The organism is Chitinophaga sp. 05T412 (genome assembly GCF_056396465.1).
The window spans coordinates 318,688-331,458 of the sequence record NZ_JBFTLN010000002.1 but is presented as its reverse complement, the minus strand read 5'-3'; the positions used below and the strand labels follow the sequence as shown (position 1 = coordinate 331,458).

The following is a 12,771-nucleotide window of genomic DNA, read 5'->3' as shown; positions in this document are numbered from 1 at the left end:
GCGGAAATACTTTTAAAATATCGACATTTCCGGGATGTAAACATTTATCCGGTGGATCAGGCCGTTGCCAGCCGGAGTTGTTTTAGTAGCAGGGTTAGTAGTGCACGGGGTTAATATGCCTGGAGGGCGGGCAGCCCTTCATATACCGCAGGGGCAATAACAGATGCATCGTCGGGTTTCACTTTGCGCACAGAGTTTACCGGCCAGCAATCCAGTTCCCGGGCAGGTAATTCATATTGTAAGATGTCACGTATATCGGTATCCGTGAGAGATGGTTTAATCCATTCCTGTGCCAGCTCATTGGTCAGCATCATCGGCATTCTGCCTGCATTGTCGCCACCATTATGGATTTGCGCCATCAGTGGATTGGCATTTCGCGTTAGCAGCGTGAAAGTAGGGATACGGGCGGGTTTATCCACATCCCAGGAATTGGACAGCGCCCATAATCCGGCAATGAAAAAAACGTCCTGCTCTTTCGACTTGATATAATAGGCTACTTTATTCTTCCAGCCGCTGATTTGCCGGTATTCAAAGAAGCCGGTAGCAGGTACCAGGCAACGTTGGTGCCGGATGGCATTCCACATCGTTCCATTTTCCAATACCTTTTCACTGCGGGCATTCAGGAATAATTGCCGCTGTCTTTTTACCTTGTCAACGGTATCCAGCATTTTGKGGATAGGGCCCCAGGTATACTTCTCCAGCTTTAGTCCGTTGTGTTGTGTGATCACCGGCCATTGTGGGTACGACATCCCGATTTTATGCCAGGTGGAACCGAAGTCGATGTCCAGGTTCCCGGCGGCCTGCAGTTGTGGCAAATATTTGTAAATGCTTTCTATGTTGGCAGTAAACGCGATATCGTAACACATAATGATTTAGTCGTAGTCTATCTCCGATAAAGGTACTTTTATTTCCTCATCTCCATACTTCAGGGTAAAATACAATTCGCCATAATGCAGGAATAGCTCGGCCTGCACCGCTTCTTCCCGATCTGGCTTCCAGGTGGTTTTGCGGGAGATATATTTTCTGACTACCGGGTCCATATACAATGGCGGCTGCCATACTTTCTGCTGTAACAGTGATGCATATACTTTATAGCCGGGCGGCTGTGATGCCGCTTTGTATAACTTTGCTATTTCTTCCGGATGATGCGCCTGGTAGATATATTTCCGGCTGTCAAACCGGATATGCTGAAAGTGCATATTGGCTTCGCCGATATCTTTATAGGGTGTAATCAGGAATACTTCCCGGATGTGCATATCTGTATTTGTTCTGCCGGCGGCGTAGCTTTGGCGGACAAACAACGTAAACCCATTTTCCAGCAGGGCAGTGACCAACTCCCGGGATAATAATGCCAAAGGATTGTGCATAACGATCAATTTTATTTACGCATGTCTACAATCACGGAGGTCACTACGCCCCATACCTGGAAATCTGCATCTTCGGTGATGATGATCGGCTTATAAAATGGATTTTCAGGATGTAATACCCAGTTACGACCAGCTTTCACCAATCGCTTCACGGTATACTCTCCATTCAGCGCTGCCACTACAATGTCGCCGGTACCGGGCCGGATGGAGCGGTCTACTATGGCCATACAACCATCAGGGATATTGGCTTCGGCCATACTATCTCCTTTTACCCGTATAATAAAGGAGGTAGCGGGGTTGGGTTGCAGAATACGGGAAAGATCAATTTCTTCTTCCTGGTAATCCAGGGCGGGGGCGGGGAACCCTGCGGGGATGCTGGTGTTAAAGAAGGGCAGGGTTATATTCAATCCGCTCAATTTCAATGCTTCCATATAACTATCGTTTTTGTGAATACTAATATTATTAGCAAAATAAAGCTAAATTTATTAGTTTTTAAAATCAATTAACAGATCGTTTGCAAGTGGTGAAAATGCGTAGGGAACTAAGTTGCAGCAGATCAGTGAGGTAGGGGAGATGAGTGCTAAAAAGGTCGCAGTGAGAATTTTTTTGAAGATGCTTTTAGGCAGAATTTCATAATAGGTTCGGCGCCATCCAACAGATGTGAAAAATAGTAGTAAAGATTGCCAGCCTGTGTTCATATGCTTGCTGCTCAACGATTTTATATCAGTCCTTATGTATAAGTGCTTATATTTAAATTTCTGCACTAATCCAAAAAAAACCTTTGATTTCTCGTTTTACTTCCTATTTTTGCACTCGAATTATGAAGACAAACATACATATCCATCATCACCATCATTTCTTACCAACGCGGTAGGCTGGGATGATAATGTGTATATCACTATATTAAATCATCAACAGGGGCTTACCGGAGAGGTAAGCCCCTTTTTTATTTATTATCCAGGATGAAATTGAAAATTGCAATCCAGAAATCCGGCCGCCTGCACGATGATTCCATCAAACTGTTGAAGGAATGCGGCATCGACATCAACAACGGTGTGAATAAGCTGAAAACTGAAGCCACCAACTTTCCGCTGGAAGTATTCTTCCTGCGCGATGATGATATTCCTCAATACATTGAAGACGGCGTAGCAGATATAGGAATTGTAGGAGAAAATGTAGTGCTGGAAAAACAAAAGCAGGTGAATATCGTGCAGAAGCTCGGCTTCGGAAAATGTCGCCTCTCTATGGCCGTAGAAAAATCTGTGGATTATTCCGGCGTGAAAGACCTGCAAAACAAAAGAATTGCTACCAGCTATCCAGTGATAGTGGAAGAATTCCTGCAACGCAATGGCATCACCGCAGAAATTCACGAAATCAGCGGATCAGTGGAAATTGCCCCTGGTATCGGATTGGCAGATGCTATCTGTGACCTCGTCAGCAGCGGATCTACCCTGTTCATGAATGGATTGAAAGAAGTAGAAACCGTGTTGAAATCAGAAGCTGTACTGGCCGCTTGTCACGACCTGAAACCGGAACAACAACAGCTGCTCGACAAATTATTATTCCGCATTCAGGCAGTGAGAAAAGCGAAGAATAATAAATATGTGCTGCTCAACGCGCCTAATGATAAACTGACTGAAATCATTAGCCTGCTGCCTGGCATGAAAAGTCCAACAGTATTGCCATTGGCGGAAGCTGGCTGGAGTTCCGTTCACTCTGTGCTGAATGAAAATGAATTCTGGGATATCATCGAAAGCCTCAAAGCTGCCGGTGCACAAGGTATCCTGGTAGTGCCCATCGAAAAAATGGTGATCTGATGCAAACAACCAGATATCCCGATAAAAGCACCTGGAGCAGTTTGTTGCAACGTCCTGTGATGGATACTTCTGCACTGGAGAAAAAAGTGAATGATATCCTCCAGGAAGTACGCACCAACGGCGACCAGGCCATCAGAAAATTTGCGGCGGAATTTGATAAAGTCACGCTGGAAAATATACAGGTGCCGGCAACCGCTTTTGCACAGGCAGAAGCTACGCTGGAACCCGCACTGAAAGCCGCTATTCAGCAGGCCGCAAAAAACATCGCTACCTTCCATCGCGCACAACAGGAAAAAGTGCAGATGATTGAAACGATGCCCGGTGTACAATGCTGGCGCAAACCCGTAGCGATTCAAAAAGTAGGATTATATATTCCCGGTGGTTCTGCACCACTGTTTTCTACTATCCTGATGCTCGGTATACCCGCTATGATAGCTGGTTGTAAAGAAATTGTACTCTGTACGCCTTCACTGCACCCCGCTATTTTATATACCGCACAACTGGTAGGTATTGAAAAAGTATTTACTATTGGTGGCGTACAAGCTATCGGTGCGATGGCCTACGGTACGGAAACAGTGCCTCAGGTGTATAAAATATTCGGTCCCGGTAACCAATATGTCACTTGCGCCAAGCAGCTGGTGAACAAAAGCGGCGTAGCCATTGATATGCCGGCAGGCCCTTCAGAAGTGGCTGTGCTGGCGGATGAGAGCTGCGTACCTGATTTTGTGGCCGCCGATCTGTTATCACAGGCGGAGCATGGACCCGATAGTCAGGTGGTATTAGTCACCACCAGCGAAAAAGTACTGACTGATGTCACCAATGCGCTGAATGCACAGCTGGAACAACTGCCCCGCAAAGGCATTGCTACGGCGGCACTGGAAAACAGTAAAATGATCCTGGTGAAAGACATGGATACTGCCATGGATATGCTCAACGCATATGCGCCGGAACACCTGATACTGGCCTGCGAAGGCGCCGAAAATATCGCAGATAAAGTCACTGATGCGGGATCTGTCTTCATGGGAAATTATACACCCGAAAGTGCAGGCGATTATGCTTCCGGTACTAACCATACACTGCCTACAAACGGCTATGCACGGGCGTATAGCGGTGTATCGCTGGATAGTTTCGTGAAGAAAATTACGTTCCAGCAAATATCCCCCGAAGGGCTGCAAAATATTGGCGCTACTATTGAGGCCATGGCAGCAGCGGAAGGACTGGAAGCGCATAAAAATGCCGTTACAGTAAGATTGCAACAGCTGGAAAATGCCGGCGCTTAATAACAAGATAATATCACTGATATGTTTAATCTCGATACCCTCGTAAGGGCAAACATAAAAAGACTGGTACCTTATTCTACTGCCAGAGATGAGTTTAAAGGAGAGGCTACTATCTTCCTGGATGCAAATGAAAACAACTTCGGATCACCGCTGCCGGTGAATTACAACCGTTACCCCGATCCGTTGCAGTGGAAGCTGAAGTATAAACTGGCCGACGTAAAAGGCGTGCCACCACAGAATATTTTTATCGGCCATGGTAGCGATGAAGCCATAGACGTGCTTTACCGCTGCTTCGTAAATCCCGGCGTGGATAACGTGGTGCTCTGCCCACCTACCTACGGCATGTACGAAGTAAGTGCGCACATCAACGATGCAGTAATCCGCAAAGTAAGCCTCACACCGGATTTTCAGCTGGACATCCCCGCACTGCAACAGGCGATCGATGAAAATACAAAGCTCATTTTCATCTGTTCTCCCAACAATCCCACCGGTAACTCCATTTACCGGACAGACATAGAACTGCTGTTGAATAACTTCGAGGGAATTGTAGTGATAGATGAGGCTTACATTAACTTCTCCCGTCAGAAAACATTTATACAGGAGCTCACCGAATATCCTAATCTCGTAGTGCTGCAAACCATGTCCAAAGCATGGGGATTGGCAGGACTCCGTATCGGGATGGCTTTTGCCAGCGAGGATATTATCAATACTTTCAACAAAGTAAAACCGCCGTATAATATCAGTCAGGCTACGGGTGAACTGGCGTTACAGGCGCTCGATAACGTAGGACAGGTAAATGAATGGATCAGGGAAATTGTGATAGAACGTGATCTGCTCTCTGCTGCACTGATACAGCTGCCGGAAGTACTGGAAATTTATCCCAGCGATGCCAGCTTTATCCTGGTGAAAACCACGGATGCAAAAGGCATTTACAATCATCTGATTGAACAGGGGATTGTGGTGCGCGACCGTTCCAAAGTAGAGCTCTGCATGGGCTGTTTGCGTATCACCATCGGCACACCAGCTGAAAACCTGCACCTGCTGGAGGTATTGAAATCTTTTAACCTGAAAAAAGAAACACCTGTATCCGCATGAAACGCGTACTCTTTATAGACCGTGATGGTACCCTGATCAAAGAAGTGCCACCTACCTACCAGATCGATAGCCTGGACAAAGTGGAATTTTATCCGAAAGTATTTGTGAACATGGCGCGGATAGCCGCTGAGCTGGATTATGAGCTGGCCATGGTTACCAACCAGGATGGACTCGGAACAGCTGCTTTCCCGGAAGATACCTTCTGGCCTGCACAACAAATGATCATCAAGGCATTTGAAAACGAAGGAGTGAAGTTTGATGAGGTATTCATTGACCGCTCTTTCCCGGCAGATAATGCGCCCTCCCGCAAGCCACGCACGGGTATGCTCACCAAATACCTGGATGGCAGCTACGACCTGGCTAATTCCTTCGTGATCGGCGATCGGATTACGGATGTACAACTCGCCAAAAACCTGGGGGCTAAAGCCATCTGGATGAATGAGGGCGCTGGTTTGGGAAATGCAGAAATCAGTGATGATATCGCAGCGCTGCAATCCGTGATTGCGCTGGAATCGACCGACTGGAACCGGATCTATGAATTCCTGAAATTGGGTTTAAGAACGGTAACACATGTACGCAAAACAAATGAAACAGATATCAGTATTGAACTGAACCTGGACGGCACCGGTAAAGCCAGCATCCATACGGGGCTTGGTTTCTTTGATCATATGCTCGACCAGATTGCCCGTCATGGTGCAATGGACCTGACCATTACCGCCAAAGGCGATCTGCATATCGATGAACATCATACCATAGAAGATACCGGCATTGCCCTGGGTGAAGCCATGGCCAAAGCATTGGCAGATAAACGCGGTATTGAAAGATACGGTTTCTATTTACCAATGGATGATTGCCTGGCGCAGGTGGGCATTGACTTTGGCGGCCGTAACTGGCTGGTATGGGATGCTACCTTTAAAAGGGAGAAGATAGGGGAGATGCCTACCGAAATGTTCTACCATTTCTTCAAATCCTTCTCAGATGGTGCCAAAGCCAACCTGAACATTAAGGCAGAGGGAGAAAATGAGCACCATAAGATAGAAGCCATCTTCAAATCGTTTGCAAAAGCCATTAAAATGGCCGTGAAGCGCAATCCATATAATATGCAATTGCCTTCTACAAAAGGGGTATTATAGGAGCTGAAAGCATAAAGCGGAAAGCAAAAAGCTATTTAAGCGAATGCTCGAAGCGAGTATTTTAATTGCTTATCCCCGCCTGTAAATCGCTTAAATAGCTTTTTGCTTTCCGCTTTATGCTTTTTGCTCAAAAAAATATTTGCATCTTCCAAAAAAAAGTTTCATTTTTGTCCCGCTATGCAAAATATGATTACTATAAACAAACATTGGTGGTGGCACGGAATCAATTCCTGATCTGTGTTACAGTGCCATGTTTCGTTTAGAAATATATTTGGAAGGCCCGCTGTTACACAGCGGGCCTTCCGCTTTTTCAGCCCTTCCCGTTTTTAAAATAAAAAACACTTCACCCAATACATCATGCGTACCATCCAAGTAAAAACGAGATCCAAACAAATGCTGGCAGACATCTACACGCCAGTGGGAATATATCTGCGGTTGCGCGATAAGTTTCCCGGTTCTATCCTCCTCGAAAGCACCGACTACAGGGCCAGTGATAACAGCTATTCGTATATCTGTGTGAAACCCATCGGAGGTATTGAAGTTACCTCTACGTCACACTTCGAATTTAAATATCCTAACCTGCCGGTAGAAAGAAAAGAACTAAAGAATAAAGAACAGGTGCTGGATGAAATGGGGAAGTTTCTCGCTAACTTTTCTTTCTCGGGTACTAACCCGGTACCAACAGCACAGGGCCTCTTCGGCTATACTACCTTTGATGCTGTTCAGTTCTTCGAAACCATTGAATTCAATAAAAAGAAACAACAACCCGGTAACACCATTCCGTTGATGCGTTACCGCTATTACCAATATGTAATTGCGATCAATCACTTTAAAGATGAACTCTTTTTGATTGAGAACCAGATAGAGGGCGTCGACAGTGAGTTTGAACTGGTAGAATCGCTCATCCGGCATAAAGATTCCCCCGGGTATCCATTTGCCACTACCGGAGCAGAAGAAAGCAACTTGACGGACGCGGAATATATGCAAATGGTAGAGAAAGGCAAACAACACTGCTTCCGGGGCGATGTGTTCCAGGTAGTACTCTCCAGAGCTTTCCAGCAATCTTTCACCGGCGATGAATTCAACGTATACCGCGCCCTCCGCTCCATCAACCCCTCTCCTTATCTTTTCTTCTTCGATTACGGCGATTACAAATTAATGGGCTCCTCACCGGAAGCACAAATTGTAATCAATAACGGCAAAGCCACCATTCACCCTATTGCAGGCACTTTCCGCCGCACAGGAGATGAGGTGCAGGATAGAATACTCGCCGATAAACTGCTGGAAGATCCCAAAGAAAATGCAGAGCATGTGATGCTGGTAGACCTTGCCCGCAACGACTTGAGCAGAAACGCTACCGAAGTAGCAGTCGCTTCTTACAGACAGGTACACTTCTATTCTCACGTCATTCACCTGGTGAGCGAAGTAACCGGAAAGGTAGATCCGAAAATGAATCCTTTTACGCTGCTGGCTTCGTCTTTCCCGGCAGGTACGCTGTCCGGCGCACCTAAATACCGCGCAATGGAAATCATTGACCAGTACGAACCTACGGCCCGTGGCTTCTATGGAGGCTGCATCGGTATGGTAGGCTTCAATGGCAACTTTAACCACGCCATCATGATCCGGTCTATGCTCAGTAAAATGAACACGCTGTATTATCAGGCCGGTGCTGGTGTAGTAGCCAAATCAGTGGCTTCTTCAGAACTCGAAGAAGTAAACAACAAACTCAATGCGTTAAAACAAGCCATCCTGCTGGCACAAAAAATCTAGTCATGAACATCCTCGTTTTCGATAACTACGACTCTTTTACATATAACCTCGTTCACCTCGTGGAAAAAATCATCAACGGTAAAGTAACCGTGGTACGCAATGATGAAATTCCATTGGAGAAAGTAAACGACTACGATAAAATTATTTTATCACCAGGTCCTGGTATTCCGGAAGAAGCCGGCTTATTACTGTCGCTCATCAAAGAATATGCACCCACCAAATCTATTTTTGGTGTTTGCCTCGGGCAACAGGCCATCGGACAGGCTTTTGGCGCTTCACTCACTAACCTGACAGAAGTGTACCATGGCGTAGCTACCAAAATAAATATCATTAAGGAAGATGGACGCCTGTTTAATCATTTACCTAAACAAATAATGGCAGGTCGCTATCACTCGTGGGTAGTAGACGAATCTACGCTGCCCGCTGAATTAACCATCACCGCAAAAGATGAGGAAGGTTTTATCATGGCTTTGCAGCATAATAAATACGATGTAAGCGGCGTACAATTCCACCCGGAAAGTGTAATCACCCCGCAGGGAGAAACGATATTGAGAAACTGGTTAAGCTTGTAATAACACGCATCTGCCTTAACCAATTTCAACAAAACATCTAACTAAAAGCTTCCAACAACAGCAATCATGAAAAAGATTCTTAATTACCTCTTTGAACATAAAACCTTTAGCCGCGAAGGTGCTAAAGACATTCTGATCAGTATTTCCAAAGGAATGTATAATGAAAGTGAACTGGCTGCTTTCATGACCGTATTTCTCATGCGCAGCATCACTATCGATGAACTGCTGGGCTTCCGCGATGCCCTGCTGGAACTCTGTGTTCCTGTAAACCTCAACGGTTATGATGTACTCGACATCGTGGGCACCGGCGGAGATGCAAAAAATACCTTTAATATTTCTACCTTGTCGTGCTTTGTGGTGGCAGGGGCTGGCGCTAAAGTGGCCAAACACGGTAACTATGGCGTGTCTTCCGTAAGTGGCGCTTCCAATGTCATGGAATTGGTAGGATATAAATTCAAGAATGACGATGCAAAACTGAGAGAAGAACTGGATGCATCCGGTATCTGTTTCCTCCATGCGCCGCTGTTTCATCCGGCCCTGAAAAATGTAGCCGGTATCCGCCGTCAGCTGGGTATCCGCACGTTTTTCAATATGCTCGGACCACTGGTAAATCCGGCTTTTGCCAAACATCAGCTGATAGGCGTATATAGCCTGGAAATGGCCAGGGTATATAACTACCTGTTCCAGCAAACAGATAAACAGTTTGTGATTGTACACAGCCTGGATGGATACGATGAAATATCACTGACCGCTGATACCAAAGTGATTACCAACAAAGGTGAACAGGACTGGACGCCGGAACAACTGGGTAAACGTAAAGTACATCCGGAAGATATCTACGGCGGAAACAGCACAGAGGAAGCCGCTAAGATCTTTGTGAAGATCCTGAAAGGAGAAGGTACCTGGGCGCAGAACTCCGTTGTATTCGCTAATGCGGCAATGGGACTGTACAGCCTCGGAAAATATAATTCGTATGAGGATTGCTTCGCCGCTGCAGTAGAATCACTGGAATCAGGCAAAGCACATACTGCATTTAAAAATCTGATTGCGTTGCAGTCGTAGGTATATTTTTATGAAGAATATCTTAGCAGAAATAGTTGCACATAAACATATTGAAGTAGCTGCCCGCAAACTGCAGCGTAGCGCCGCCGACCTGGAACAGTCGCCCGGATTTGCCCGCGAAACATTATCGTTGCGGAACTTCCTGCAACAACCCGGTAAAACCGGTATCATTGCCGAGTTCAAACGGCGCTCTCCTTCCAAAGGACTGATCAATGGCGAGGTAACGGTGCAGCAGGTAACTACTGCGTATACACGCTACGGCGCTTCCGGCCTCTCCGTACTCACCGATGAAAAGTATTTCGGTGGCTCCTCTGATGACCTGCAACAAGCCCGCAGCTTTAACCAGATTCCTATTCTGCGTAAAGACTTTGTGATAGATGAATACCAGATCCTCGAAGCCAGAGCTATTGGCGCCGATGTGATCCTGCTGATCGCAGAATGCCTGGAAGCTGCAGAAGTAGCCCGTTTAGCTACCTTTGCGCACAACCTGGGATTGGAAGTATTGCTGGAAGTACACAGCGAAGCACAATTGGAGAAAGTAACGGCACACACGCACCTGGTGGGCGTGAACAACCGCGACCTGATTACCTTTCAGGTCGACTTCAACCGCTCCTGTGAGCTGGCGCCTAAAATTCCGGCAGATAAAGTGAAAGTAGCAGAAAGTGGCATCAATGATCCGGCTGCGATTGTAACGCTGAAAGCCGCTGGTTTCGAGGGCTTCCTTATCGGAGAACATTTCATGAAACAGGAAGATCCTGCCCGCGCTTTCGAAAATTTTGTTCAAACACTTCATGACCTGGAAAATAAATAATCACCCATGCGTATTAAAGTTTGCGGCATTACAAGAATAAATGATTTGCAGGCGCTGGTAGCTAACAGCGTGGATTATGCAGGATTTATTTTTTATGAGAAATCACCCCGTTTTGCCGGCAATAAAATAGACGCAAGAACGGTACGGGAAACCACCGGTATCAAGAAGGTGGGCGTGTTTGTAAATGCTTCACTGGAGCAGGTACAGCGCACCATCTCCGACTATGCCCTGGACCTGGTACAATTGCACGGCGACGAAACACCTGCGTATTGTGCCACTATCCGCGAGTCGGTTCCCGTAATCAAAGCTTTTCGTATAGGTGACAACGTTAACTGGGAAACAGATGTGGCGCCCTTTGTTCCCGTAACGGATTATTTCCTTTTCGATACCGCCTCTGTAAAAGGCTACGGCGGCACCGGCGAACGGTTCAACTGGGAACTGCTGGCCACCTGTCCTTTTGAGCATCCCTTCTTTTTAAGTGGAGGCATCACGCCGGATCAGGCCGCAGAAATCAGTGAAATGCAGTTGCCTGCACTGTTTGCAGTAGATGTGAACAGCAAATTCGAAGACAGCCCCGGTGTGAAAAACATCGCACTGGTGGAACATTTTGTAAAACAAATTCATTCATCAATCATAAACTAATCGGTCATGGATATTGCAATTAACACCGGCAACTCCAGGTATCAGGTAGATAAGAACGGCTATTATGGCAGGTTTGGTGGGGCATACATTCCCGAAATGTTATTCCCCAATGTGGAAGCGTTGCAATCCCAATATCTGGCTATACTGAGTGATCCTACTTTCCAACAGGAATTTGAAGCACTGTTAACAGACTACGTAGGCCGGCCTTCTCCGCTATATTTCGCGAAACGTTTGTCAGAAAAATATAAAGCAAAAATTTATCTCAAACGGGAAGACCTCAATCATACCGGCGCACATAAAGTAAATAATACTATCGGGCAAATCCTGCTGGCAAAGCGTTTGGGCAAAACCCGTATCATCGCGGAAACCGGTGCCGGACAACACGGTGTAGCCACGGCTACCGTATGTGCGCTCATGGGCCTGGAATGCGTGGTGTACATGGGTAGCATCGATATCGAAAGACAGGCGCCCAATGTTGCCCGTATGAAAATGCTCGGCGCCACCGTGGTACCAGCTACCAGCGGCAGCAAAACGCTCAAAGACGCTACCAACGAAGCGATCCGCGATTGGATCAACAACCCGGTAGATACGCATTACATCCTCGGTACCGCAGCAGGTCCACATCCATATCCTGATATGGTGGCCCGTTTTCAATCCGTGATCAGCGAGGAAATTAAAAAACAGCTGAAAGCTAAAACCGGTAGCGAAGATCCTAATTATGTATTAGCATGTATTGGTGGCGGTAGCAATGCTGCCGGCGCTTACTTCCATTACCTGGACCGGGAAAATGTGAAACTGGTAGCCGTAGAAGCCGCAGGGCACGGCGTACATAGCGGTCATTCCGCTGCCACCACCCAGCTGGGTACCATTGGTATTATTCACGCCAGCAAAACCCTGCTGATGCAAACCAGCGACGGACAAATCACAGAGCCGTACTCAATTTCTGCCGGACTGGATTATCCAGGCATTGGACCCATGCACGCACATCTGTATGAGTCCGGCCGTGCGCAGTTCCTGTCTGCTACCGATGAAGAAGCATTGGCGGCAGCTTATGAACTGAGCCTGCTGGAAGGAATTATACCTGCTATGGAATCCTCTCATGCGCTGGCGAAATTAAAAGACCTGCCGCTGAAGGAAGAAGATGTAGTGGTGGTATGCCTTTCCGGCCGTGGTGATAAAGACCTGGATACCTATATCCGTCACATGAAAAAATAAAATGGAT

General features: G+C 46.6%; 13 protein-coding genes. 10 read left to right on the top strand and 3 right to left on the bottom strand.

The features are described from left to right. Positions 1-110: 110 nt before the first annotated feature. From AC1DFM_RS04930 to AC1DFM_RS04920, 3 genes are read right to left on the bottom strand one after another with little or no spacing between them, the layout of a single operon-like run. Positions 111-866 (bottom strand): SOS response-associated peptidase, encoded by a 756-nt coding sequence (locus tag AC1DFM_RS04930; protein ID WP_477075617.1) that lies wholly within the window; start codon positions 864-866, stop codon positions 111-113. A 6-nt stretch (positions 867-872) separates the two neighbouring features. Beyond that, a complete protein-coding gene (locus AC1DFM_RS04925) occupies positions 873-1,367 on the bottom strand; it encodes a hypothetical protein (RefSeq protein WP_477075616.1) in 495 nt (164 codons plus the stop codon). A gap of 11 nt (positions 1,368-1,378) precedes the next feature. Further along, a complete protein-coding gene (locus tag AC1DFM_RS04920) occupies positions 1,379-1,798 on the bottom strand; it encodes a LexA family protein (protein ID WP_477075615.1) in 420 nt (139 codons plus the stop codon). A 531-nt stretch (positions 1,799-2,329) separates the two neighbouring features. Between AC1DFM_RS04920 and hisG the strand changes: the two genes are divergently transcribed. The 10 genes from hisG (at position 2,330) to trpB (ending at position 12,764) form a co-directional block, all read left to right on the top strand. Then, a complete protein-coding gene (hisG, locus tag AC1DFM_RS04915; protein WP_477075614.1) occupies positions 2,330-3,184 on the top strand; it encodes an ATP phosphoribosyltransferase in 855 nt (284 codons plus the stop codon). Further along, on the top strand, positions 3,184-4,464 hold the full coding sequence (gene hisD / locus AC1DFM_RS04910; protein WP_477075613.1) for a histidinol dehydrogenase: 1,281 nt from the start codon (positions 3,184-3,186) through the stop codon (positions 4,462-4,464). The genes hisG and hisD overlap by 1 nt, the downstream gene beginning before the upstream one ends. 21 nt (positions 4,465-4,485) lie before the next feature. Then, complete coding sequence (gene hisC, locus AC1DFM_RS04905; protein WP_477075612.1) at positions 4,486-5,559, top strand: histidinol-phosphate transaminase; 1,074 nt, start codon at positions 4,486-4,488, stop codon at positions 5,557-5,559. Further along, complete coding sequence (gene hisB, locus AC1DFM_RS04900; protein ID WP_477075611.1) at positions 5,556-6,692, top strand: bifunctional histidinol-phosphatase/imidazoleglycerol-phosphate dehydratase HisB; 1,137 nt, start codon at positions 5,556-5,558, stop codon at positions 6,690-6,692. Before hisC ends, hisB begins: the two co-directional genes overlap by 4 nt. 357 nt (positions 6,693-7,049) lie before the next feature. After that, positions 7,050-8,462: an anthranilate synthase component I family protein gene (locus AC1DFM_RS04895; protein WP_477075610.1), complete on the top strand. Its 1,413-nt coding sequence runs from the start codon at positions 7,050-7,052 to the stop codon at positions 8,460-8,462. Positions 8,463-8,464: 2 nt separating this feature from the next. Next, positions 8,465-9,034 (top strand): anthranilate synthase component II, encoded by a 570-nt coding sequence (locus tag AC1DFM_RS04890; RefSeq protein WP_477075609.1) that lies wholly within the window; start codon positions 8,465-8,467, stop codon positions 9,032-9,034. A 66-nt stretch (positions 9,035-9,100) separates the two neighbouring features. Further along, positions 9,101-10,096, top strand: a complete 996-nt coding sequence (trpD, locus tag AC1DFM_RS04885; protein ID WP_477075608.1) for an anthranilate phosphoribosyltransferase — start codon at positions 9,101-9,103, stop codon at positions 10,094-10,096. 10 nt (positions 10,097-10,106) lie between these two features. Further along, positions 10,107-10,907, top strand: a complete 801-nt coding sequence (gene trpC, locus AC1DFM_RS04880; protein WP_477075607.1) for an indole-3-glycerol phosphate synthase TrpC — start codon at positions 10,107-10,109, stop codon at positions 10,905-10,907. 6 nt (positions 10,908-10,913) lie between these two features. Further along, entirely contained in the window at positions 10,914-11,549 is a 636-nt protein-coding gene (locus AC1DFM_RS04875; protein ID WP_477075606.1) for a phosphoribosylanthranilate isomerase, read from the top strand. A 6-nt stretch (positions 11,550-11,555) separates the two neighbouring features. Further along, on the top strand, positions 11,556-12,764 hold the full coding sequence (gene trpB, locus AC1DFM_RS04870) for a tryptophan synthase subunit beta (RefSeq protein WP_477075605.1): 1,209 nt from the start codon (positions 11,556-11,558) through the stop codon (positions 12,762-12,764). Positions 12,765-12,771: the final 7 nt, after the last annotated feature.